21 protein-coding genes are annotated in these 25,905 nt (G+C 40.3%); 11 read left to right on the top strand and 10 right to left on the bottom strand.

Annotation, left to right across the window (positions count from 1 at the left end; translation table 11 throughout):
* Nucleotides 1-18 precede the first annotated feature (18 nt).
* Genes mreC through rodA form a run of 4 tightly spaced genes read left to right on the top strand, consistent with a single transcriptional unit; the run spans nt 19 to nt 4,570 of the window.
* Nucleotides 19-858, top strand: coding sequence for a rod shape-determining protein MreC (mreC, locus tag AB3G38_RS20340; RefSeq protein ID WP_367865574.1), 840 nt, complete (start codon nt 19-21; stop codon nt 856-858).
* Nucleotides 848-1,363: a rod shape-determining protein MreD gene (locus AB3G38_RS20335; protein WP_367865573.1), complete on the top strand. Its 516-nt coding sequence runs from the start codon at nt 848-850 to the stop codon at nt 1,361-1,363. Before mreC ends, AB3G38_RS20335 begins: the two co-directional genes overlap by 11 nt.
* A complete protein-coding gene (mrdA, locus tag AB3G38_RS20330) occupies nt 1,363-3,300 on the top strand; it encodes a penicillin-binding protein 2 (RefSeq protein ID WP_367865572.1) in 1,938 nt (645 codons plus the stop codon). Before AB3G38_RS20335 ends, mrdA begins: the two co-directional genes overlap by 1 nt.
* Nucleotides 3,301-3,304: 4 nt before the next feature.
* Complete coding sequence (gene rodA, locus AB3G38_RS20325; protein ID WP_367865571.1) at nt 3,305-4,570, top strand: rod shape-determining protein RodA; 1,266 nt, start codon at nt 3,305-3,307, stop codon at nt 4,568-4,570.
* On the opposite strand, the gene AB3G38_RS20320 is transcribed toward rodA, so the two are convergent.
* Entirely contained in the window at nt 4,563-5,702 is a 1,140-nt protein-coding gene (locus AB3G38_RS20320) for a hypothetical protein (protein WP_367865570.1), read from the bottom strand. The genes rodA and AB3G38_RS20320 overlap by 8 nt on opposite strands.
* Before the next feature lie 101 nt (nt 5,703-5,803).
* On the opposite strand from AB3G38_RS20320, the gene AB3G38_RS20315 reads away from it, so the two are divergent.
* Nucleotides 5,804-6,379, top strand: coding sequence for a thymidine kinase (locus tag AB3G38_RS20315; RefSeq protein WP_367865569.1), 576 nt, complete (start codon nt 5,804-5,806; stop codon nt 6,377-6,379).
* A 15-nt stretch (nt 6,380-6,394) separates the two neighbouring features.
* Here the strand turns inward: AB3G38_RS20315 and AB3G38_RS20310 are convergent, their stop codons facing one another.
* Nucleotides 6,395-7,921: a hypothetical protein gene (locus tag AB3G38_RS20310; protein WP_367865568.1), complete on the bottom strand. Its 1,527-nt coding sequence runs from the start codon at nt 7,919-7,921 to the stop codon at nt 6,395-6,397.
* 380 nt (nt 7,922-8,301) lie between these two features.
* Here AB3G38_RS20310 and AB3G38_RS20305 point away from each other — a divergent pair, with 380 nt between their 5' ends.
* The gene (locus tag AB3G38_RS20305) at nt 8,302-8,568 is read left to right on the top strand and encodes a helix-turn-helix domain-containing protein (RefSeq protein WP_367865567.1); all 267 of its coding nucleotides are present in this window, start codon (nt 8,302-8,304) and stop codon (nt 8,566-8,568) included.
* 49 nt (nt 8,569-8,617) lie between these two features.
* On the opposite strand, the gene AB3G38_RS20300 is transcribed toward AB3G38_RS20305, so the two are convergent.
* A complete protein-coding gene (locus AB3G38_RS20300) occupies nt 8,618-9,370 on the bottom strand; it encodes a hypothetical protein (protein WP_367865566.1) in 753 nt (250 codons plus the stop codon).
* A 166-nt stretch (nt 9,371-9,536) separates the two neighbouring features.
* Complete coding sequence (locus AB3G38_RS20295; RefSeq protein WP_367865565.1) at nt 9,537-10,289, bottom strand: hypothetical protein; 753 nt, start codon at nt 10,287-10,289, stop codon at nt 9,537-9,539.
* 560 nt (nt 10,290-10,849) lie between these two features.
* Between AB3G38_RS20295 and AB3G38_RS20290 the strand changes: the two genes are divergently transcribed.
* The 5 genes from AB3G38_RS20290 (at nt 10,850) to AB3G38_RS20270 (ending at nt 19,292) form a co-directional block, all read left to right on the top strand.
* Entirely contained in the window at nt 10,850-11,434 is a 585-nt protein-coding gene (locus tag AB3G38_RS20290) for an RNA polymerase sigma factor (protein ID WP_367865564.1), read from the top strand.
* A 64-nt stretch (nt 11,435-11,498) separates the two neighbouring features.
* Complete coding sequence (locus AB3G38_RS20285; RefSeq protein WP_367865563.1) at nt 11,499-12,545, top strand: FecR family protein; 1,047 nt, start codon at nt 11,499-11,501, stop codon at nt 12,543-12,545.
* Between the two features lie 154 nt (nt 12,546-12,699).
* On the top strand, nt 12,700-16,263 hold the full coding sequence (locus AB3G38_RS20280) for a TonB-dependent receptor (protein WP_367865562.1): 3,564 nt from the start codon (nt 12,700-12,702) through the stop codon (nt 16,261-16,263).
* A 27-nt stretch (nt 16,264-16,290) separates the two neighbouring features.
* Nucleotides 16,291-18,078 (top strand): RagB/SusD family nutrient uptake outer membrane protein, encoded by a 1,788-nt coding sequence (locus tag AB3G38_RS20275; protein WP_367865561.1) that lies wholly within the window; start codon nt 16,291-16,293, stop codon nt 18,076-18,078.
* 74 nt (nt 18,079-18,152) lie between these two features.
* Nucleotides 18,153-19,292, top strand: coding sequence for an acyltransferase family protein (locus AB3G38_RS20270; protein WP_367865560.1), 1,140 nt, complete (start codon nt 18,153-18,155; stop codon nt 19,290-19,292).
* Nucleotides 19,293-19,375: 83 nt separating this feature from the next.
* Here the strand turns inward: AB3G38_RS20270 and AB3G38_RS20265 are convergent, their stop codons facing one another.
* From AB3G38_RS20265 to AB3G38_RS20240, 6 genes are all read right to left on the bottom strand, one after another.
* Nucleotides 19,376-20,446 (bottom strand): dipeptidase, encoded by a 1,071-nt coding sequence (locus tag AB3G38_RS20265; protein WP_367865559.1) that lies wholly within the window; start codon nt 20,444-20,446, stop codon nt 19,376-19,378.
* 11 nt (nt 20,447-20,457) lie between these two features.
* Nucleotides 20,458-21,579 (bottom strand): D-TA family PLP-dependent enzyme, encoded by a 1,122-nt coding sequence (locus tag AB3G38_RS20260; RefSeq protein ID WP_367865558.1) that lies wholly within the window; start codon nt 21,577-21,579, stop codon nt 20,458-20,460.
* A complete protein-coding gene (locus AB3G38_RS20255) occupies nt 21,572-22,045 on the bottom strand; it encodes a RidA family protein (protein WP_367865557.1) in 474 nt (157 codons plus the stop codon). Before AB3G38_RS20255 ends, AB3G38_RS20260 begins: the two co-directional genes overlap by 8 nt.
* Before the next feature lie 11 nt (nt 22,046-22,056).
* Nucleotides 22,057-23,370, bottom strand: coding sequence for a gluconate:H+ symporter (locus tag AB3G38_RS20250; protein ID WP_367865556.1), 1,314 nt, complete (start codon nt 23,368-23,370; stop codon nt 22,057-22,059).
* Nucleotides 23,371-23,499: 129 nt separating this feature from the next.
* The gene (locus tag AB3G38_RS20245; protein ID WP_367865555.1) at nt 23,500-24,126 is read right to left on the bottom strand and encodes a gluconate 2-dehydrogenase subunit 3 family protein; all 627 of its coding nucleotides are present in this window, start codon (nt 24,124-24,126) and stop codon (nt 23,500-23,502) included.
* Nucleotides 24,127-24,137: 11 nt separating this feature from the next.
* Entirely contained in the window at nt 24,138-25,877 is a 1,740-nt protein-coding gene (locus AB3G38_RS20240; RefSeq protein ID WP_367865554.1) for a GMC family oxidoreductase, read from the bottom strand.
* Nucleotides 25,878-25,905 lie beyond the last annotated feature (28 nt).

The raw sequence follows: 25,905 nt of genomic DNA, 5'->3' as shown, positions 1-25,905 counted from the left end.
AATACAGAATGAAGAAATATGCGTAACCTTTGGATTTTCATAAATAGATACAACGCATTTTTCCTGTTTGTCATCTTTTTCACCATTGGCATTATCCTTACTGTCCAAAACAACGCTTACCAAAGAAGTGTAACACTTAATTCTACCAATGAGGTTGTTGGACATGCTTATGACAGACTTAATGTATTCAAAAAATACATGAACCTGGGCACTGTGAATGATAGTCTTGCCTTTGAAAATGCAAGACTTCATACTGCACTCCTCGCCCTTAAAAATATTGACAGTGCCAAAAACACACTGGTTAAAGATACCGCTACTCATGTGCAGTATACTTATCTGGCAGCCAGAGTCATTAAAAACTCTGTTACCCTGAGAAATAACGTCATTACAATTAACAAAGGAGCCTTAGACGGAATAGAAAGCGGGATGGCTGTGATCTCTGCCGGCAGAGGTGTAGTCGGGATTATCCGCGATGTATCACCGCACCTGGCTACGATAGAATCTTTGCTGAATAAAGACGCGAAAATCAGTGTCAGCATCAAATCAACAAAAGCATTAGGTTCACTGGTATGGGGTGACCGGAATTCTGATTACAGAACAGCGTTTATTAAAGACGTTCCCAACCACTTCAAAGTAAAACTAAAGGATACAGTGATTACTTCTGGTTTTGGCTCATTCCCTCCTGGCATACAGGTAGGAACGATCAGTAACAGAGGGATTTCCACCGGAGATAATTTCCTGACTATCCAGATTAACCTTTTTAATGATTTCAGCACTTTACAATATGTGTATGTGATCAAAGATAAATTGGCAGAGGAAGAAAAAGCATTAGAATCAAAATTGCCGAATGAACAGTAGAATCATATTAATCAATATCTTAAGGTGGTTCATTCTGCTTTCCATACAGATTCTTTTGTTAAGGAACCTGAGTTTTTATGATCTGGCTACTCCTTTCACCTATATTTTATTTTTACTGCTGCTACCTTTCGGTATTCCTAACCCTATTCTGTATCTCATCGCTTTTGGTACAGGCTTAACACTCGATGCTTTTTACGATACCTTAGGTGTACATACCGCCGCCTGCGTAACACTGGTTTTTGTACGGATTCTGTTTATTTCCGTAACGGTAAGCCGTGACAATTTTGATGAACCCGAACCTACTTTAGGTAACATGGGGTTCAAATGGTTTAGCTTATATGCTTTACTTTGTACCTTTTCGCACCACCTTGTGCTTTTCTTATTAGAAGCTTTTAAATTAACAGAACTCTCGTATACTTTGTTAAGATGCCTGCTTAGCGGTATCTTTACTCTATTCACTGTTATATTGATAGAATTTATCTTCTATAATAGAAAAATGCGCTAATGGAGAATCTTTTCAACCGAAAATATATTATACAAGGCCTGTTTATAGTAGTTGCTCTTATTTTATTAGGACAGCTTTTTTATATACAAGTAGCCAGTGACCGCTATTTTTTATCTGCAAACAGCAATGTATTACGAAAAAAATATACTTTCCCGGCCCGTGGAGTTATTACAGACCGGAACAATAAAGTGCTCGTTCAAAATGAACCAGTATATGACCTGATGGTTACCCCCAGCCTGGTCAAACCATTTGATACGCTTGCCTTATGCAGGATTATTGGTATTGATATGGCTGGTTTTCATAAACGATTCAATAAGGCCAGAAATCAGTCTAAATACCAGCGTTCTGTATTTGAGAAGCAATTATCGGTACAGACCTATGCCGCTTTACAGGAAAGACTTTCCCGCTTTATTGGTTTTGAAACACAAAACAGAACAGTAAGACACTATCCGGACAGTGTAGCCGGACAGTTTTTTGGCTATGTAAAAGAGGTTTCAGATAAGGATATTGAGGAAAGCGATGGCTATTACCGTCCGGGAGATTACATCGGAAAATCGGGTGTGGAACGTCAGTATAATGATGTACTTCGCGGGGAACGTGGTGTAGAAAATACGATTTATAATGCAAGAAATGTCCCTCAGGGGAGTTACCTGAATGGTAAATTTGATACCCTGGCCATTTCCGGAGAAACATTGGTTTCCTCACTGGATATTGATATCCAGAAACTAGGAGAACAATTGCTGAAAAATAAGGTAGGAAGTATTGTCGCTATTGAACCGGGTACAGGTGAAGTGCTTGCTTTTGTCAGCAGCCCTAGTTATGATCCTAACCTGATGGTTGGAAGACAGCAGGGTAATAACTATATGGATATTTTCCGCTCGCCAAACAGACCATTCTTAGTCAGGCCACTTTCGGGTTATTACTCTCCTGGTTCTTCTTTTAAACCACTTGATGATTTAATTGCACTTCAGGAAGGTGTAATTGATCCCAATACGACTTTTAATTGTCCTGGCGGCTATTGGGCAGGAAACCACTTTGTAAGTTGCGAACACGTGGATGGAAACATCTCTCTTCGTAAAGGATTGGCAAGATCTTGTAATACTTATGCTTGTTATGTATTTCAGAAGCTGATGACGCAGAAGAAATACAAAAACAAAATTGAGGCTTATGATTCATGGTCTGCTAAAGTCCGTAAGTTCGGTCTGGGGTCTAAACTCGATCTGGATATGCCATTTGAGCGTAAAGGAAGAATATTCACTTCCGAAGAATATACAAAAAGATTTGGTAAACACTGGGGATATACCACTGTAATTTCATTGGCAATTGGCCAGGGTGAGATGAGTGCCACACCTTTACAGATGGCTAATATCATGGCGATCATTGCAAACCGCGGTTATTATATCAAGCCTCACCTGGTTAAAGGTATTGGCGAAAAGAAAGATGTAAAAAAAGAATACCTGGTCAAGAACTCTGTAGACATCGATGCTGCACATTTTGAACCTGTGATTGATGGAATGCAGGATGCTGTTAATGCATCTTATGGTACAGCCCGCGCTTCAGCAATTCCGAATATTCTTTTCTGTGGAAAAACGGGTACAGTACAGAATCCACATGGAAAAAATCACTCTGTGTTTGTTGGTTTTGCGCCACGTGATAATCCAAAAATAGCTATTGCTGTAATTGTAGAAAATGCAGGTTTTGGTGGGGTTTATGCCGCACCGATTGCCAGTTATATTACAGAAAAATATTTAACAGGTAAAATTTCTGGTGGAAGGTTAGCACAGTCAGAGGCGATGAAAAAATTAGTTGTTTTACCCGATACACCCAAACCAAAAATCAAATGGGCGCCTAAAGGCACAGACAGTACTGCTAAACCAGTTGTACCGCCGGCTTCACCAGAAAATAAAATTGTAAGTACTCAAACAACTATTAACTAAGCAAATGACTACGCAACAAGGGAGCCGCTTTTTCTTCAATGTAGATTGGATCACCATTTTGATTTACACGGCCTTATGTACTATTGGCTTCATTAATATTTATGCTTCTCTTTATAATCCTGAAACTTCAACGTTGTTTAACTTCAGCAGTAACTACGGGAAACAATTAATTTATATCATCACAGGCTTAATGCTGGGGTTCTCGATCCTGCTGCTTGATGCCAAGTTCTTCAGCGTATTTTCACCAGTGGTTTATGGGATTACGATGTTACTGTTGATAGCTGTACTGGTAGTTGGCCGTAAAGTGGCTGGTAATCAAGCCTGGATTCCTCTGGGCGCATTCAGGCTACAACCTTCTGAGCTGGCTAAATTCGGAACAGCCTTGCTGATTGCCAGGTATGTCGGGAATTTCAATCCCAAGTTCACTGATATTAAATCTATTTTCTTTGCTGGACTGATTATCGGCTTCCCGTTATTATTGATTATGCTTCAGCCTGATACAGGCTCGGCACTAGTATTCCTGGCCTTCATGTTTCCGTTGTACAGAGAAGGTTTATCAGGTTATTTCTTATTGATTTTTCTGGGGATGATCGTGTTATTTATTGCCGATTTCCTGGTTCCTTCCTATATCCTGATTCCCATTATTGCAGTGGCTGGAGGTTTCTTTATTTATCAGAACAGAAGAAAACAAAAGATGATGTTTTCAATGATCCTGACGACCATCATAGCCATTGCGTATTTATTTCTGGTAAAGGTCGCTTATGAAAAGGTGCTGGAACCACATCAGCGTACACGGATTGAAATCATGCTGGGCCTTAAAACAGACCCTAAAGGAGCCGGTTATAACGTGATCCAGTCCAAGATCGCTATTGGGGCAGGGCAATTGACCGGAAGAGGTTTTCTGGAGGGCACACAGACTAAATATGGCTATGTACCTGAGCAAAGTACCGACTTTATCTTCTCTACCATTGGAGAGGAATGGGGCTTTCTGGGTTGTTCAGTTGTGATCGGGTTATATATATTTTTACTGTTAAGAGTGATTAACCTGGCCGAACGACAGCGTTCTACCTTTTCCAGGGTTTATGGGTACTGTGTGGCCAGTATCATCTTCTTCCACGTTTTTATTAATATAGGGATGACCATTGGTATCATCCCGGTAATTGGTATTCCATTGCCATTCATTAGCTATGGGGGGTCTTCTTTATGGAGTTTTACGGTATTACTATTTATCTTCCTGAAACTGGATTCGAATAGAATGGGCTTTATTTAACAGTAAAGCGCTGGTTTAACAATTCGTAAAACTGATCTGCTGTTTCTTGTTTAGCTGCCCAGTTATTCTTTGCTGCATAATTGCGCTGTAAAAATTCGTCCGCACTTTTGAAATCAGGCATTTTGTTAAGCAGATCTATCGCTTCTGCATAGGCAAGATTGTAACCGTTAAACAGATCTTTGATATAACGCATCTTATCATTCAGACTGATGGCTTGTTTCAAGTCTTTGATTTGAACCCTGCTGCTCTCAGAATTAATGTTTCTGACCGCAGCAGTATTACCAGACAGGATATCATTTAATGTAGGTTTTGCTACCGGTTTTTCCGGTTCAATGTCTGCCTGGTTTTGCACCGGTGCTGGTGTGAATAACTCTTCCTGAACCTGCTTTGCTTCAAATGCAAAAATTGGTTCTTTAACAGGTTCCGCTTGATAAACAGGTTCTTCTGCTATTTCTTCAATCTGCTCAATAACAGGAACAGGTTCTTCTCTTACAGGCTCGGTTACAGGTGTAATCTCTTCTTCTATTGGTTCGGTTACAGGAATAACTTCTTCTTCTTCCGGCTCAGGTGTAGCTGGTACTTCCTCCACCTCAGTCTCTATCACAGGCTCTGACACTAAGAATGGCTCAGGCCCTACCTCATCATCTTCTGGCAACTGTATGCCCAGGCTGTCCATTTCTCTGAGCTTTTGTTTTTGCGCAATAATCACCTCTTCTTCTTTGCTCAATGGTCTGTCAAATATCTCATCCACAGATTTCTCTTCAAATTCGAATTGATCAGAGGACGGCTTCTCACTTAAGATGAATTCGAAATTTGAAGGCTCATTATCCAGCTTGAAAATATCATCATCCAGCCTTGGTCTTGCCGGCAGGATCTCATGCGTAGCAGAATGATCTTCAACAGGTTCATCTTTCCTGATTCCGGCAGCACCGGATAATATCCGGGGAGCAGTACCGCTATTTATTTTCTTAATAATATTGACGTGATCAGCTAAGAAACTGGCATTTGCCAGGAAAAGTTCAAGCTCCAATTCATTGAGTTCACGGGGATTTTGAGCAAGATATTGATACTGATCATTTAACTCACTAAGTATCTGCCCTATCTTTTTGAATATGTCCTCCTGGTTCATCATAGTTGTATAACGTAAGAATTGGTAATTTATGTTGATAACTAAACACTCAAAAGTACTACAAAATTTCGATATTCGCCGGTCATTACACCCCAGAATACAGCATGTTATTTAGCGAACAAAATTACAGCAGAGGAGAATATGGCGGCAGCATTGAAGTAATTTGCGGCTCCATGTTTTCAGGCAAAACGGAAGAACTGATCAGAAGATTAAAGCGTGCAGAGATCGCTAAACTAAAAGTAGAGATTTATAAACCTGCAACAGATACCCGTTACGATGAAACAGCAGTCGTATCTCATAACTATAATTCTATTGAAGCTACTCCTGTAGCACACTCTTCTGCAATTCTTTTGCTGAAATCTGATACGCAGGTTGTGGGTATTGATGAAGCTCAGTTTTTCGATGATGAACTTCCTGATGTCTGTAATAAACTTGCAAATAAAGGTATCCGTGTAATCGTAGCTGGTCTGGATATGGATTTTAGTGGTAAACCTTTCGGCCCTGTTCCTGCTTTAATGGCAATTGCAGAATTAGTCACTAAGGTGAATGCAGTCTGCGTAAGATGCGGAAGTCCTGCTATGTATTCTTTTCGCAGGGTATCCAGCGATGCCAAAATCCTGCTCGGAGAAAAAGAAAGTTACGAGCCAAGATGCAGAGCGTGTTTCCATGCAAGAGATTAACCTGAATTTCCGGGCTTAGGGAGTAAGATGCGGTTTCACCAGGTAGATATCCCCGTCTTTGAAACTATATTGCTTCAGTACGTCTGCTCTTTTTCGCAAAGCAGCCAGATTGAGCAGATCAGGATCATTTATCGAGTGGAACCAGATCACGTATACAGTACCCTTAGAAAAGAAATCTTTAATATCCTCGTCTTCAATCCAATGTGGCAGTGAATTAGCTCTTAATCCTCCGTTAAAGTACACTGCCTCTGCTGCATTAGCATATAGCCCATACCCAGGTTTAAAAGCTGCAGCGTGTTTTCTGAGAAATCCCGCAGTCGCGGAATTTTTCCAGGAATCGTCCGTATATCCGGGGATACCGTAAGTGCTGACCTCCTGGTACATTCCATAAAGTTTTACAAGTTGATTTACCTGAAAGGCAACGAGTACAATACCTGCACCAACTAAAGCTATACGACGCCTTACAACTGGCAGCCGGAGCATCGTTTCCGGTATCCAGCAGGTGAATACAATCAGCATTGGAATATATACCGGGGAAATAAATCTGTTATTGATCTGTTCAAAATGGGAAAGTGTAGAAATCCCGATAATAAATACAGTATAAACAATAAAAAATGCGGCAAAACAATTTTCTGTGGTTTTATAAGCTATAGTAAACCACGCCCTCTTCAAATAGATCACGCACACGATCAAAAACAGGATTATAGCTGTGCTCATATAGGCAGCCGGATGCTCATCCAGCACAGGCAGCCACGAGCAGACCACTTTTCCATAATAAAAAATATTATCTCCTAAAGAGGTAATTCCTGATTCCCTGGGGCCGGTAAGCGATTCTGCCACCAGCCTGTTGTGAATCAGATTAGCTACCAGGAAAGTGACAGAGAGAAAGCCAAACAAGAAACAATGTGCTACTTTTTTTCGCCATTCCATAGAACGGTCAAAAACCATTATCATCAAACCCGTTGCGATCACGGTAATACCTGCATACCTGGTTATACAGGTTATGGCAGCAATTAATGCGCAAAAGAGCAGCGCAGTTATTGAACGTGTCCTCAAATAGCCTCTAAAGGCTATCAGGAATAAAAGCGACAGCAGTATAAATAGTGTTTCCGACCAAAACATGCCATAGACATCAAATAGTGATGGGCTGATGGCAATGCACAGGAGAATAAATAATTTATAAATCCGATTCTTTTCCTGAAATGATTCCATCAGATTACCGGTACAGAAAATAACCAGTGCAAAAAGTAAGGCATTTAACCAGGGCCCCGCAATAACCGGATCTACCCGGAAAAAAAAAGCAGCTATGCTTAAAAATAAAGGATAAAATACAGGAAAGTCAACTATTGGATTTAAATTGTAATCCAATAATGCCCCATATTCATGGATATTCCTCGCAACACTTACGTATACGATAGAATCAGGTGAGATTCCAATTCCTGAATGTCCGGTATAAATCAGGAGCAGGATAAAGCCTAGCAGTGCAATAAAAAGGCTATCCAGATTTTTGAAAGCTGATAAACCAGCCAGAGTCTTATTCATTTAAATAGTGTAAGCTTTTTACGTAACAAATATACTGAGAAACGACCAGATATTGTTTTTTGTATGTAATGAGTAGTCAATATTAACTCTTCTGGAAAATTTTGTAATAATTAGCGGATATTATACAGTTAAAGTTTTTTTTCTGTATCTTATCCTCTTGTTATTTCACCTCATCAGCTGCTTGTTTAAAACTCAAATTGTTTTATAAAAATTAATCTCCTGTTCGCTAAATGATAAGGGTTTACAAATTTTGAAATAGATTAAATTTTGCAACATTATATTGTCAAATTTCAATAATTTAACTTAGAAAACAGAAACACGTCATATTTACATTAATATGTGTAAATTATAAATGGGAATATAAATTACTTAGTCGGCAAATGGAAGGAAAGGTAAAACTAGATCTTATTGAACAGCATGTGGTTGATTTCGTCAGAAAATTAAGAGCTGATAAGAAATTAAGACAGGAAGATATTGCTTACATTATTGGGGTTAAAGCATCTTTTATTGGTAACGTGGAAAACAGTGGAAATCCGGCCAAATACAATTTAAAACACATCAATGTATTTGCCGATCATTTTGGACTGTCGCCCAGAGATTTTCTGCCATCCACAGCACTGCTCGATAAAAAAGACAAAAAAGTGTAGTCCGTCAGTTGAAAGGTTTAATGCACCCCTGAAAATTCCATTAAACCTTTCAATTGATGTTTTTCCGCAAAGAGTTATACCATTCTTTATAGAACGCTCTGTAAACAGCAATACGTTTATCCAGGTTTTCTTCTTTCTTCAGCCGGTCATCGAGCAGGAGTAATTTCTCTCCGTACCATTTATGAATTTCCTGGTGAATGGGTATTCTGTTTTTTCTGTCATCAAGACTTAACCTCATCATCCCAAAAAGAGACATGCAGGAATTTGTTTCTACAAACTCAATCAGGTTTATCGCCCTTTCATTGGCCATGGAAATATTATTCATAAAATATTGCAGTACTTGTATAGCTTCGATGCCATTCATTCTGCAAAGCAGATTAAAATCAAAAGTCAGGCTTAATGAACGCTCTTCATCCAGCAGAAAGTTCTGGGGATAATCCACTAGTGGAGACATATCGATTTCCCATTCTCTCATCAGTATATAACTTTCCTTCATTTTATCCACCGTTGACAAGTAAGGATTATCATTCAGTTCACTCAGCATTAAAATATATTTCAGAGATATCCGCTTGACTTTCCTGTCCGTAACGGCTTTAACCTTCGCATTTACTTCTTTTTTACAATCAATCACAATACTTGTGGCCCATAAAGATACTGCTTCCATTTCGCCCCCGTTAAACGCATAAAAAGAAACCCTGTTAATAAAGTATTGCAGAACATCTTCTTGTTTAAGATTGTTGATCGTACAAGCTATCCTGAAATCGTCAGTATAGGCTAATCTATCACGTCTTTTTGAGTCCATATTGTTTATTTTAATTTCCTCACAGGCATAACCATGTCCATGACTCAAGACTTTTAATTTTGTTGATTTGATACGCTGCTTCATGGCCCGTTGAGCGCAGTCAAAAGATGTACCACAGCTGTTGGCTGACTAAACAGACAATCAAGGCTGGAATAGCCGGGTTTGACTAATTGATATTTTGATTTAGTGCATTATACCATGCCAGATAAAATTTATTATAATTTCTTGTCTTGTGCTCAAGATTACTTTCTCCCTTCAGCCTTTCATCCAGCTTTTGCAATTGAGCTGCGTATTTTTTGTACATCTCCTGTTGTGGCATTATCTTATTTTTAAAGCTTTCATGCTTACTGCTCAGCAGCAACAAAAAAGCAGTACTGGGATCTGTTTTAACAACCTGATAGAGATTTAAAGCCCGTTCCCTTGCTAAAGATATCTGGTTGATAAAATATTGAAGCAATTCCTGTATTTCAGTTCCGTTCATCCGGCAGACCAAATTAAAGTCAAATGACAACTCGAGCTGATACCCATCAGTAGTCTCTATTTCCAGCTCATAATCTGTAATGGGAAGCATTTCTGAAGACCACTCTTTCATTAAGGAGACAATTTTATAGTGCGCTACCATTTTCGAAGCGCTGCTGCTCATATTTAAGGCAGTCAGCTTCTTAATATATTTTAAACAAATTTCCTGTATCCTGTGGTTATTTACTGGCTTTGGTTCTCCGCCATGCGCTTCTTTAAAATCAATACATGCAGTTGTTGCCCACAAGTACATCGCTTCCATGTTACCACCTATAAACGCATAAAAAGAGACATAGCTGATAAAATACTGTATCAACTCTTCAGGTTTCAAATTATTTATTTTACAAGCAATTTTAAATTCCTGAGTATAATTGAGTTTAATTTGTCTTTTTGTTTCCATCTTTCTTGTTGATCACGATTTAAACATAAAAACAGGTTCTTTCTTACAGGAACGAAACTTTATCCGGTCTGCAAAAACCTGCAAAATAGCTTTGTTTAGTTCTAAGAGGAGCTTTAACCTCTAAAATAATAGTTTTGATTAAAAACACAGAAACATAGTATATATTTTTTCCATATCAAAATAAATTTAATTCTAATTGACAAAAAATTTCCTTTGCAATGTTATTGGATTCCAGCCAATTGTTAAACTATTTTGACCACGTTATTTATACTTTCAATTTCTTTTAGAAATAAGCAGAGGTGATAACTTCTTATTCTTTAGGACATTATTACTGATTAAATTACTAACTTAAGCACTTTAAATAATTAAGATTTATAGTTTTTATGGAGTCAATATTTAAATTTATACTTAAAATGGTCCATTTTTAAATAGAACACCAATCCATCTGCTATTTCTTAGCGTATTTAGGATAATTTTAGAAAAGCGATTAAACAATTACACCAATAGGTGTTTAAACGAGCGAATAGTTTAATTAATTTTTATTGCCAGATATAATTTAAATGAAATACAATAGTCTCTGTGATAATTCTTTAGTGGATTTATTAAAAGCTAACGATGGGTTAGCTTTTAAAGAAATCTATACCCGTTATTGGGTAGGAATATATAAAGCGGCCTATATCAAAGTTTACCATAAGGAACTGGCTGAAGAGCTGACGCAGAATTTGTTTACAGACCTTTGGAGAAGAAGAGAAAGTGTATCGATCGATTCTCTGGACTGTTATCTGTTTGGAAGCCTGAAATATAGTATTATCAACCACTACAAATCCAAGCTGGTTAAAGAAAAATATCAGGATCATTTGAATGTACAACAGCTGAATATCACCAGCAGTACTGATGATCTGGCCCTGGTTAATGATCTTTCTAAAGCGCTGAATCAGGGAATTTCTTTATTACCTAAAAAAACAGGAGAAGTATTCAGGTTAAGCAGAATTGATAACCGGTCTACTAAAGAGATTTCCCAACAGTTGAATATTTCGGAAAAAGCAGTTGAATATCACATCACACAATCGCTGAAAAGTATGCGGTTTCATTTAAAGGAATACCTCTTTTTACTGCTCGCTTTTATATTCTTTCACAAATTTTAAATTTCTTTTATTTTTCTTTAGGGATAGGGTCGCTAAAACGTACATATAGTCTTAAAGGCACTAAATGAAAAGACAAGCCCTTCATTCATTATTAGAAAAATACCTGGAGAACAAATGTTCTCCAGAAGAATTAATCGTGATTGAAAAATTGTACGGCATGCTGGACCGGGATGACCTGGAAGAAATCTATCCCAATGAGTTACCTACACTTGAACAAAAACTATGGGACAGGATCAATCTGGAAACCGATAGCATTAACCAGACTCAACTATCTGCTCAGCCTGCTGGCCGGGCAAAACGTTTGCCAATTCTGGCCTGGCTTGCCGCCGCCGCCACAATAGCACTAACTTTGACCGCCGGTTATTCGTTTTTAAACAAAAAACAGGATCCTCAGTATTTAAAATTTCAGGCATTGACCACTATACTGGAAAAGAAAAATACTACTTCTGCCCCACTCAGGGTCAATTTGGAAGATGGCAGCGTTGTCATCCTTCAACCCTCTTCTTCCTTGTTTTATCCTGAACATTTTTCTGCACACAAACGGGAAGTATCTTTACAGGGAGAAGGTTATTTTCTGATCAGTAAAAATCCACACAGACCTTTCTTTGTCTATAACAAAAATGTAATTACCACGGTAGTTGGAACCAGTTTCATTGTCAGGTCCAATCCGGTTACGGAGGAAACTCAGGTGATTGTTAAAACCGGAAAAGTAATGGTTTGCCCGAATAAGGACCAGCAATTAAATTTTAAGCGTCTTTTTAATCAAGATCAAAAGGTAATCCTTACACCTAATCAAAAGACAACTTATAAAAAAGATAACGACAATTTTGAAACCACATTAGTCGCTGATCCCCTTCCGATCGTTCCCGTTAATCAAAATGCACACCAAGCAGCCTATGTATTTGAAGAAGCCCCGCTCACTGAAGTACTGAATCAATTGCAGACTGCTTATGGAATTGCATTCATTATTGAAGACCAGGAACTTTATAACAATACGTTTACAGGAGATATTTCCAAACAGAATTTATATCAGAAACTAGACCTGCTGTGCCATACGATCAAAGCACATTATGAAATATCAGGTACCAAAATAATTATCAAAACTAAATAACCGACTAACTAACCAAAATCAATTAGCCTATGGACCGATTGAAGATTTACTAACCAAACTCCTCAAAAAAAGAGGCTGACAAAGTTCCCCAACATTGCCAGCCAATAATCTCTGTACGAAATTTTCACATTAACGAACAAAAACTTCTAAAGGTATGAAAAAAAAGCGATTTGTTGCTTTAATCAAAACAGCAATGCGGATATCCATGACACAAATTTTTCTTGGCATTTTATTCACCTGCACGTCCTTAGCCAAAAATGTGACGGGGCAGGAAATATTAGACAAGGAAATTTCAATCCATATTAACCAGGGCCAGATCAAGCAGATACTGACTGAAATACAATTACTGACCAAGGTAAACTTCGTCTACAGCGCTACTGCAATCAAAGCGCAGCGTAAAGTGACGGTAAGCGCAGTTAACAAGCCTTTAGGACAGCTACTGAACGAGACGCTGAATCCACTGAATATTTACTATAAAGTGGAGGACAACCAGATCCTGCTTTACGAGAAAGACGTTTCGGGATTAACAGCTGGTTTGCTGATTAATCAGAATCAGATCACTGTAAAAGGTAAAGTAACTTCTGATCAAGGAGAACCTTTGCCGGGTGTAAGTGTCAATATAAAAGGAACTAAAATTGGTACTACAACAGATGGAAATGGAAGTTATGCAATTGTTGCAACCGGACCAGATGCGGTATTAGTCTTCTCTTATATTGGTTTCACAGCTAAAGAAATACTTGTAAATGGCCGTACAGCCTTAAATGTACAGCTTAGTGAAGAACTTACTTCTTTAGGAGAAGTAGTGGTAGTGGGTTATGGTACCCAGCGAAAGAAAGATCTGACCAGTGCAGTATCAGTAGTGAATGTAGGGTCAATGATCAAACAGCCAACTGCATCGGTTAACAACCTCTTGCAAGGTCAGGCTTCTGGTGTTACGGTATTAGGCTCAGGGCAGCCCGGAGAAGAGCCGCAGGTAAGAATCAGAGGTGTGAACACCTTTGGAAATAATAATCCTTTGTATGTAGTGGATGGTGTGCCTACGCAAAGTATTGCTGACTTGAACCCAAATGATATTGAGACTATGCAGGTACTGAAAGATGCAGGATCAGCTTCAATTTACGGATCCAGAGCTGCAAACGGAGTGATTGTCATTACCACTAAAAAAGGTAAGGGTAAAGTTACAGTGACTTATGATGCTTATTATGGTACCCAGCGCCCTAAGGGTGGCAATGTATGGAATATGCTGAATCCTCAGGAAATGGCAGATCTTAAGCATATGGCCATGACCAATTCCGGAGCCACAGATTTTGTAGATTCTTTATACGGAAGCGGCCCGGCCTATGTACTGCCTGATTATATTTTACCAGCAGGTGCAAAGGAAGGTGATCCAAGAGCCAATCCTGCGCTATACAAACTAAAACCTTTTTATACTTCTGCAAATGAATACAATAGTTTTTACAGGATTTCAAGAGCTAATAAAGAAGGAACTGACTGGTACCATGAAATATTCAGACCCGCATCTATTACCAGTCAGAATGTGGCCATTACAGGAGGATCTGATCAGGGTAGTTACTTATTTTCTGCAAATTATTTCAATCAGCAGGGCACTTTACTGAATACTTACCTGAAAAGATATACGATCCGTTCTAATAGTCAGTATAATGTGAGTAAACATATACGTGTGGGCGAAAACCTGGCGTATTCCATTACAAATAATCCGCAGATTGCGGGTTTAAGTGGTGACAATGCAATTGGTCATGCTTTCAGAGAGCAGCCTATTATTCCTGTAAGAGACATCATGGGAAATTTTGCCGGATCTTATGGTGGCAACCTGGGTGATGCTTATAATCCGGTAGCGATGCAGGAGCGGACTAAAGATGATAAATCACAACAGAACAGGCTGTTCGGAAATATCTTCGCAGAGGCTGATTTAACGGACTTCCTGACCATAAGATCTCAGTTTGGCGGAGAAAACTATTCAGGTGCTACCCGTGCATTTATATATCCACAGTATGAGAATTCTGAAAACTCAACAACCAATTCTTATACAGAATCTGCTTTGGATGGTTATAATTATAGCTGGACAAATACACTATCTTTTAATAAAACATTTGATAAACACCGGATTAAAGCAGTAGCAGGAACAGAGTTTTTCAGAGAAAATACACACGTTTCTACAAGTTCTAATCAAGGATATTTTTCTTTTGATCCGGATTATACCAACCTCTCCACTGGAAGTGGCCCTATGAAAACAACCAGCGAGCGGACGGCTAATACTTTATTCTCCCTGATCGGAAGAGTAGATTACAGTTATAATGATAAATATCTGATCGGTGCAACCCTACGCCGTGATGGTTCTTCTAAGTTCCTGCAGCATGTATATGGCTGGTTTCCTGCGGTAAGTGCGGGATGGAGAATTTCTCAGGAAGGTTTCCTTAAAAATGTAAAGTGGATCACTGACCTCAAAATCAGAGGCGGTTATGGAATCATGGGAAATCAGCTGAATGTTAGTGGTGGTAACGCTTTCACCACCTTCGGAAGTAAAGTTGGCACGTCTTATTATGCAATTGGTGGTGGAAACAGTATCGTTTCAGGTTTCTATCAGAATCAAACTGGTAATCCAAATGCCAAATGGGAGAAAAACATCAATTCAAACTTTGGTTTCGATGCCACTTTATTTGGCGGACATATTGATATTTCCGCTGATTATTACCGTAAAAACATCAAGGATCTATTATACAATCCTGAAATGATTGCAACAAGTGGTGCAGCAAAAGTACCTTTTGTGAATATAGCACAGATGAAAAACAATGGTTTTGACCTCTCAGTTTCCGGAAATACACAGATCAGCAGCGCTCTTAAGCTGAATGCAACGGCTACAATCACAACTTACCACAATGAAATCCAGAAGATCTCTGGTGGTTCGGATTATTATGATGTGGATGCGCGTCGTTTTGATGGAAGTAATATTATCCGTAATGCAGTAGGACACCCGATCAGCCAGTTCTTTGGCTACAAAACAGATGGTTTCTGGAATTCTCAGCAAGAGGTAGATGAAGCTAATAAAAAAGCACAGTCGGCTACAGGTAATCCCAATGATGTGTACCAGACTGATATAGGTGTGGGTCGTTTTAAATATGCAGATATGAATGGCGATGGCCGCATCACTGCAGAAGACCGTACGTTTTTGGGTAATGCAAATCCATCTTACAGTTATGGATTAAACTTAGGGTTGACTTATAAAAACTGGGACTTCAGTGCATTTTTCTACGGTGTTCAGGGTAACTCCATCTGGAACCAGGTCAAATGGTGGACTGATTTTACGCCATCATTCGGAGGTGCGAAAAGCAAAACAGCTTTATATGATTCCTGGACTCCACAGCATCACAATACAAAGGCACCAATTCAGGAAACAGCAAATTCATTCAGTACCAACGCAGTTCCTAACTCATACTTCGTAGAAAACGGTTCTTACCTGAGATTAAAAAATGCACAGATTGGTTATTCGTTTGATTCGGCAAGATTGCAGAAAATAGGCGTTAACAAATTAAGAGTTTACCTGTCGGGGGCGAACCTGTTTACGATGACCAAATACACTGGTGTTGATCCGGAAATTGGTACATCAAGTGAAACCGGACAGCAGACTGCCTATGGCGTTGATGATGGGTCTTATCCTAGTCAGCGCACTTTCTTAGTCGGCCTAAACTTATCCTTTTAATCACCTTTTGGTTTAAAAAATATTAAGATGAAGAAATCTGCATTTATTTTATTGACTGTACTGGTTTTGACAGGACAATCATTCTATTCCTGTAAAAAGGCATTACAACAACCTCCTCTGGGTTCAGTATCTGAAGAGCTGGTCGCTAATAAAAACGGCGTAAACTCCTTGCTGATCGGTGCTTATGCAGCACTGTATGGTATGCAGGGAGAAAACCAGAGTTTAGGTGGTGGTGAAGCCTGGCAGGGTTCACCAAGCAACTGGGTTTTCGGATCGATTGCTGGTGGTGATGCTTCTAAAGGTAGTGATGGCTCAGATCAGCCCGCTATTGACCCTATTGCCAACTTTTATTCTGATGCAAACAACGCTTATTATAACGGGAAATGGAAGGCACTGTATGAAGGTGTTTCCCGTACAAACAACGTACTGAAATTTTTAGCAAAAGCAACAGACATCACACCGGAGGAAGGAAAAATTATCGCTGGACAAGCCAGGTTTTTAAGAGCTCACTTCTATTTTGAAATTAAGAAATTCTGGAACAACGCGCCATGGATCGATGAAACCACTACTGATTTTAACCAGCCGGTGAGCACTGAGCTATGGGCTAAAATTACCAGTGATTTCAAGTTTGCTTACGAAAATCTTCCTGCAACACAGGGAGAAACAGGCAGAGTCAATAAATGGGCAGCTGGTGCTTACCTGGCGAAGTCTTATTTATATCAGAAGAAATATGCAGATGCTAAAGCGGTATTTGATGTAGTAATCCCATCAGGAGTAACCAGTAGTGGTAAAAAGTATGATTTGAATGCTTTATTCGAGGATAATTTTTTGCCTGGCAAAGAAAACAATCCGGAAGAAGTATTTACGATCCAGATGGCAGCAAATGCAGATCCGTCCGGACCGACGAGTGGGAATAACGGAGATATGCTGAATTTCCCTTATGGAGGTAGTCCTTTTGGGTGCTGCGGATTCTTCCAGCCTTCTATTGACTTAGTAAACAGGTTCAGGACCAATGAAACCACGGGTCTCCCTTACCTTTCCAATTACAATGACTATGCAGTTAAAAACGACATGGGTGTGGGCGGAGGTACAGAATTTATTCCTGACCAGGGAACTTTAGATCCAAGGATAGACTGGACAGCCGGCAGAAGAGGTATTCCTTATCTGGACTGGGGAAATTATCCGGGCGCAGCATGGATCAGAGATCAGAGCTACGGTGGACCTTATGGACCAAAGAAAAATATATACTGGCAAAAAACTGCAGCTACAGATGCAGATAAAACGACCTGGGCTCCGGGTTCAGCGATCAATTACCTGGTTATCCGTTTTGCTGATGTTTTGTTACAGGCTGCCGAGTGTGAAGCGCAGGCAGGAAGCCTGGCTACTGCACAACAGTATGTAAACAGGGTAAGAGCCAGGGCTGCGAATAAAGAGGGTTGGGTTTACAAGTATATAGATGACAGCAACCCGCTTGGAGGATTCTCTGATGTTCCGGCTGCAAATTATAAAGTGAGTGCGTATCCTGCCGGCGACTTTGCCAGTCAGGGTCAGGCTTATGCGCTGAGCGCGATCTATTATGAGCGCAAGATAGAACTGGCGATGGAAGGACACCGCTTTTTTGACCTGGTACGCTGGGGTATTGCAGAGAAAGAACTAAACGCTTATTTCAACTTCCAGGGTAAGATAACCTCTGATGTAAGAAGGGGCAAATTCACGTCCGGAAGAAATGAGTATTATCCTGTACCTCAACGTCAGATTGACCTGAGTATTCAGGGTGGTAAAAAAATACTGACACAAAACCCCGGATATAACTAACCAGAAAACACATCCAGGAACTTCCTATCTTTAAGGGAGTTCCTGTTTAAAAAAGGAATAAATCTATTAAGCCTATGAAACCATTAACCGAGCGTTTTCTTTCCCTGGATGTATTCCGTGGCATGACTTTATGTTTCATGATCATTGTAAATTCTCCAGGAAAAGGCGCAATACCTTTTGGCATACTTGAACATGCCGCCTGGCACGGGTTCACCCCTACAGACCTGGTTTTCCCTTCTTTTCTTTTTGCAGTAGGGAATGCCATGAGCTTTTCTATGAAAAGATTCAGCCAGATGGACAATTCCCAGGTGCTGCTTAAAATATTTAAACGCACTTTTCTAATTTTCCTGATCGGTTTCCTGATGTACTGGTTTCCATTTTTCAAACATGATGATCAGGGACAGATCATCTTTGCAACTATAAGAGACACCCGTATTCTGGGTGTTTTACAAAGAATAGCACTATGTTTTGGAATTGCTTCGCTAATGATCCATTACCTGTCAGGAAAAACTGTCATCTGGATGAGCATTCTCTTTCTGGTTGGCTATTGGATCTGTTTATTAGTTTTTGGTGATCCTGGTGCCGAATTAACGATGACAGGGAATGCAGGATATTACCTCGATAAACTCGTGATGGGAACTTCCCACATGTATCATGGTGATCATCTGAATGGACAGCATATCGCTTTTGATCCTGAAGGGATATTAAGTACAATTCCATCCATCGTGAATGTGATTATCGGATACTTTGCAGGTAAATTTATCCAGGAAAAAGGGAAAGGATATGAAAGTATCGCCAAGCTTTTCCTGATGGGAAGTTTATTCGTTTTAATTGCAATATGCTGGAATTCAATACTGCCCATTAACAAGAAATTATGGACCAGCTCATTTGTACTGATCACTACCGGACTTGACCTGATGATTATTGGTGTACTGCTCTATATTATTGAGGTTAGAAAAGCTACTCAATGGACTAAATTCTTCGTGGTTTTCGGGAAAAATCCATTGTTCATTTATATCGTTTCAGACTTATTGCTGATTATTATCGATCTGCTTTTTCCACAACTACATTTTAGCACGTGGATAAATGTTAATTTCTTCCAGGTGATTGCACCGGGGCCTATCGGCTCCTTATTATTTGCAATCAGCTTTATGCTAGTATGTTGGCTAGTAGCATATATACTGGACAGACGTAAAATCTATATCAAAGTCTAAGCTGTTAATTTCAGCACTAACAAGTTATCCACATTTTATGTGGATAACTTGTTAGTGCTCTGAATAAAGTTATGCTGGATTACTTAACGCCAAGCTTTTCTAAGAAACCGCAGCCAGTTTCCCTGCATCAGGTTTTTAATATCTTCAGTTGTATACCCTCTTTTTGTTAAAATCGAAGGTATTTTCTGCAAATCTGCAATGTTTTCCACATCATAGGGACATTGTTCTGTTCCGAATGCACCATCCAGATCTGATCCGATCCCTACATGTAAAGTATTACCAGCAATCTGACAGATATGATCTAAATGGTTCACCATTACTTCCAGGTTACAATGCATACTTTTTGGCGTAGACTGTCCACGAACCCAGTTTGGAACCATCATCCAGGCATCAAGCGCTAAGCCAATAACTGCACCACGGGTTACCAATGCTTTAATTTGTCCATCACTGTACTGACGGTTATGGTTCACTAAAGCTCTGCAATTGTTATGAGATGCCCAGATATGTCCGTTAAAATGATCTAATGCTTCCCAGAAACTGTCATCACACAAATGTGTAGCATCCAGAATGATGTTCAAACGCTCCATCTCTTTAAGCAGCTCATGACCTTTTGGCCCCATAAAACCTGTAGCGTCTGTGCCTTGTGCATAACGTCCGGGACCATAATGTGCTGGTCCAACTGCACGCAGACCACTAGCATAGGCACGTTCCAGGTGCTGAACAGTAACTATAGAATCTGCGCCTTCAAGACTTAAAATATAGCCGATGGGTTTCTGCTCATCCGGCTGCTCATTCTCCCATAGCTGCACATGCTTTTCGAGCGTTTGCAGGTTATTGATCTGTACCATCTCCCCCGCTTCCTCCATAGCCTTATACCAGGCTAACTGCCCTTGTGTTTGTGCCCAGGCCTGTTCTGGTGAATGCCAGCCGGGCAAGTTATTTCCAGGAGCCACATAACGTGCAATCTGGGTAGCGACGACCAAACCTATCTTACCCTTTCGAAGCCCGGGTAAAGAAACTACGGCTTTAGCACGATCGGGTTTATCTGTCAGTCCTTTTTCTCTTTCATTAATGGCAGCAATTGGCAAACGCAGATCGCGGTTCCATTCCAGCGCATTCATACTTAAATCCAGGTGTGCATCTATAGTAAACATCAGCTTAAAAATTAAATATTAATCTTCCTCTCCCTTGAAATTATCCTCCACCCCTCTGTTAGTTTATGATTGTTAATGATATTCGCGTTGCCGTAAAGTGCTACTGTAGGGCAGATATGTACTGGTAAACCATACAGGACATCCCCGATCCGGAAACCATGATCTGCTCCAAGCTCCAGCACCAGGTGTTCTTCGCTCTGACTTACAGCTTCTGCGGTGGGTGCATTTAAGAAATGAACCCTCTTTTTTAATAAATTCTCTGCTGCTACTGCTTTGTGCCCAAGATCTACCGTGATTTTTGTAGCGGATGTGAGTGAAATGACACGGGTGATCACCAACGCTGCCGTCAGATAATCTTGTTCTGCAAAAGCATCCTGATAGCCTTTGTCCCACAGTATAAATGTCCCCGGACTGCATTCTGCATAGTCCAGCTTTGCATAAATTGGAAAAGTTGGTGTTCCTCCGGCAATAATTACCGGTTCTGCCATACCTTTGCAAACCATCTGTTTAGTTAATTCACCAATGGACGCTAATATAACTGCGACCTGCTTTTCTCTTAATGTGTAATCTGCGTCATGAATGTGACCATCATAGGCATGAAGCCCTGAGATCTCCACACCTTTTTCGGCTGTTGCAACTTCATAAAGTGCTGATGCCTGCTCACCTGGTAGTATACCAGTTCTGTTCATCCCAACATTAAGGTCAAGAAAAACACGTATGATCACTCCCGAAGCTATTGCCGCATGGGCAATCTCTTTCAGAGAGAATTCATTATCTATCAGACAGGAGAACGCAGTATCCGGATAGGTTTTGATCAATTGAATAAACCGGTCAATCTTTGGCCCTGCAGGTTGATAGGCTAACAATACATCCGGTGCTTTACAAAGGCCTAACATCTCTGCTTCAGCAATAGTTGCACATTTAAATTTAGTGATCCCGGCCGCTAATAACTGCTGCGTGATCTCTATTGTTTTATGGGTTTTAACATGTGGTCTTAACCTTTTTATATGATTAATGCTTTGCTTTAGTGTTTCAATATTCGCAGTTATTCTTTCCTGGTAAAATACCAGGGCTGGCGAATCCAGCTGTTCCACGTCGTCAATTAAATACCAGTCTGCCGCCATATTATTCATGTAATTCGAACATTGCTTCAATTTCTACCGGAATATTATCAGGCAATGAGCCAAAGCCTACAGCACTGCGTGTACCTATTCCGTTTTCTTCTCCCCATACTTTTGCAAATAACTCACTGCATCCATTGATAATAAAGGGGTGTTTTTCGAAGTCCGGCGTACAATTGACCATGCCTAAAACTTTGATCACTCTTTTTATGCGGTTCAATGTACCCAGGTTAGTTTTAATAGTGGATAACATGGTCAGACCAACTTGTCTTGCTGCCAGTTTACCTTCTTCCTGATCCAGATCAGCACCGATACGGCCAATAATCAGGCTTTTATCATCATTAACAGGCCCATGTCCGGACAAGTAAAGGTATTTACCATCAATCAAATATGGTTTATAAACTCCAAGAGGTGTTGGTGCTGGTGGCAGTGTTAATCCTAATTTTGCAAATTGCGCTTCTGCACTTAAGTTTTCCATTGTATATTCTTTTAGATAATTTGATTTAATAAAAGTACGCCGATCAGTCCCACTATCCCAACTATTGATTCCATCAATGCCCATGATTTAAACGTATTTTTCAGACTAAGGTTGAAGTATTCTTTGAACATCCAGAATCCGGCATCGTTTACGTGAGAGAACATTAAGCTTCCCGCTCCTACTGCCAGTACCATCAGATTAGGATTGGTATTGGTAGCGACCATCAGCGGCAGGATAATACCTGCGGTGGTTAAGCCGGCCACTGTGGCTGAACCAACACAAAACCGGATAACAGCTGTAATGAGCCACCCAAGAAACAGGGGTTGCATGTGCAGTTCTTTTAACATAGTTGCAATTTGTGCACTTACACCACTATCTACGAGTATCTGTTTTAATGCGCCCGAGCCACCAATAATCAGCAGAATAAGGGCCACATCTTTAATGGCTTCTCCATAGAGCTCCATAATATAAGTCATTTTCTTTCCCTGGAAAACCCCCAGTGTCAGCGTTGCAGTAATTAAAGCAATCAGCATCACCACATTTGATTCGCCTGCAAGTCCCATCAGGTTATTTAATCCAGGTGCCTGCTTAGCAGAAAAGGATAATACAGCGGCAATAACGAGTAATAAAACTGGTAAAAGGGCTGTAAAGAAACTATTGAAAGTACCTGGCAATTCGTGCTCAGGTTTATCGGCCGGAACGAAGCTTTTTAATGGAGTAGAAGGAATATGTTTTAGTGTTCTGGCAAAAAGCGGCCCGCCAATCACAATTGCAGGTATGGCAACGATTAAACCGTACAACAAAGTAAGCCCCATATTCGCTTTGAATTGTATCACTAAAGCAGATGGTGAAGGGTGTGGTGGAAGAAATCCATGGGTCACAGAAAGGGCAGCCAGCATAGGCAGACCAATATAAATTGCCGGCAGTTTATATTTATAGACTACGGAAAAGATTAACGGAATCATTAATACAAATCCTATTCCGTAAAAAAGCGGGATACCAATTAAAAATCCGGTGACCACTACGCCCCATTGAATGTACTTTTCTCCGCAGATGTTCATAATCACAGCAGCGATCCGCTGAGCTGCCCCACTATCGGCAACCAGTTTTCCCAGCATCGCACCTACGGTAATAATAATGAGTAATGAACCCAGCACATCGCCTATTCCTTTTTCGACAGAGCCGGCAATTTTATTGAGCGGGATACCCAGCGCGATGCCGGCAATGATAGATACGATCAGGAAAGAAAGAAAAGCATTGATCCGCATGGCGGACACCATTACAATTAATAACAGGATACAAAGCAGTACAATAATCAGGGTCATTCAGCTCTTTTTAGATCAGTATAAGATACAAAGTTTAACGGAGCGGGAGCTGAAACTCCAATAAAAAAAGGCTGCTAATGCCTGAATCATCATCAGAAATTTAGCAGCCTCCAATACAAAGGGGTTGAATTAAACATTCTCCATTCCGTATTGCTTCAATACATCGGCAGGTACCCCAGTCCATTTATTGGGTACGTTACCTGCATATCCCAAATCTTTGACACCCATTTCTGTAGTAAAAAATCCAGAGGCCGTCAAATCTCTCATCAGGCTGAAAAAAGCTGCGCCCTGCTGCATTCCAGGTTTAACTTTTTTCGGATAGGCAATATCTTCTACCATCTCAATACGCTGTTTTTCTGAAGCATCTTTAAATGTTTGCTGAAAACGGTTAAGACACTGGATGTCCAACCATTTTAATCCGCCGCGCATAGGTATCTGATGGTCTGGAATATCTTTAACAATAAATTCAATAAATTCAGGCACTTTAGCATCTGTGGCACTTCCGGATTTTCCATCCTTCGGAATAATAATATCTGAAAGGATAGCAATGGTAGCCATCTCATGTGCATTGAAAAACTTTGCTGCATTTAAAGCGTTGTCTCTTTCTACTTCGAAAGCTTCTCTGCCCGGTTGAGCGGCAGCTTTTTCATCTGCCGCCTTATCTGTTTTAAGCGCTCCTGGTTTACAAGCTTCCAGCAATACTGCTGAACTTATAGCCGTTAAGCCCAGGGCTTTAAGTGATTCACGTCTGTTCATGTCTATTTTGGTTAGCTCAGATTTAATTTTTTCTTTTCTGCAAGGATATATTCTGCTGTACGCATCGATAGCGCCAGAATAGTCCAGGTTGCATTTTTATCACCCTGTTGTACAAAAGGGGCAGCATCCACCACAAACAGATTTTTACAATCGTGTGCCTGACACCATTTATTTAAAGCAGATTTTTTTGGATCATCTCCCATTCTGACAGTACCTACTTCATGGATAATTTTACCCGGGGCTTCTAATCCGTAGTTATCTTCCGGGCCATGAACTTTTGAAGTCACAATAGCCCCCATAGTATGCATCATTTCCTGGAAGGTTTCCTGCATATGTTTGGCTTGTTTCACTTCTTCAACAGCCCATTTATAGTTAAAACGCAACACAGGAATACCGTATTTGTCCACTACTTTAGGATCTATTTCGCAGTAATTAGATTCTCTGGCGATCGCTGTTCCACGTCCGGCCATACCTACTTGTGTACCAAAGAAGCGTCTGTAATCATCTTTTAATCCGACACCGTATCCACCGGCTTCTTTCATTTTACCATCTCTTGCGGGTACAGCACCGTTCATGTTCTCTATACCACCACCAAAGCCGTAGCCAGGCATATGTAATCCACCGCCGTATTCAATATGGTAACCACGCGGGAAGTCCAATTTTTTATTGTCAAGCCACCATGGAGAGTAAATGTGTACACTACCTACTCCATCTTCGTTATAACGTTTACGATCCATGAGTTGTGGCAGAAATCCGCTTAAACTTGCACCTGTAGAGTCATGCAGATATTTACCAACTACATTACTGTTATTAGCCAGACCGTTGGGGTGCGCTACAGATTTAGAATTTAACAACAAACGAGCAGATTCGCAGGCACTTGCACCAAGGATAACCACTTTTCCTCTTACCTGATGTTCCTCCATCGTAGTTTTATCTACGTAAGATACACCGGTAGCCAGACCGCCTTTATCTGTAAGTACTTCACGTACCATTGCATTGGTGATCACGGTCAGATTTCCTGTTTTTACTGCTGGTATAACCAGGCAGGACGAAGAAGAAAAATCACCATAAACTTTACAGCTTCTGCCGCATTGCCCACAGTAGAAACAAGGGGCACGATCTTTATTATTTGGCAACGCTTCTGTTAATACCGAACCACGGCCTGGAATAACAGTTACCCCGTTCTTTTTCGCTGCTTTTTTTATAAACAGCTCATTTAACCTTGGTTTTGGCGGTGCCATAAAAATACCATCCGGCTCGCTTTCGATACCTTCTACAGTTCCATAGATACCGATTAACCGGTCTACTTTATCATAAAATGGCTTGATTTCCTCATAAGTAACAGGCCAGTTGTCTGTCAGTCCGTCTTTACACTGAAAGTCCTCTGGTCCCATCCTCAAAGAGATACGTCCCCAGTGATTGGTTCTTCCTCCCAGCATCCTTGAACGGAACCAGGCGAATTCAGAATTATTTTTTTGGGTGTAAGGTTCTCCATCAAGTTCCCAACCTCCATAAGCAGCATCAAAATCTCCAAATGGGCGTACAGTTCCTGCACCACGCCTTGGAGATTCCCATGGCCATTTTAGTTGCTGTGCATCCAGACGTGGATCAAAATAAGCTCCTGCTTCAAGCATCAGCACTTTTTGACCGGCATTGGCCAGCACATATCCTGCCATACCTCCACCCGCTCCGGATCCAACTATTATGGCGTCATATTCGACGTCTGACTTTTTAATTTGAAATTCGTTCATACTACCTGCTTTAATATTAAATGGTTTT

The organism is Pedobacter sp. WC2423 (assembly GCF_040822065.1).
Classification (GTDB): Bacteria; Bacteroidota; Bacteroidia; order Sphingobacteriales; family Sphingobacteriaceae; genus Pedobacter.
Note: the sequence above shows the minus strand (reverse complement) of the source record. Positions and strands in the feature narration are given on the sequence as shown.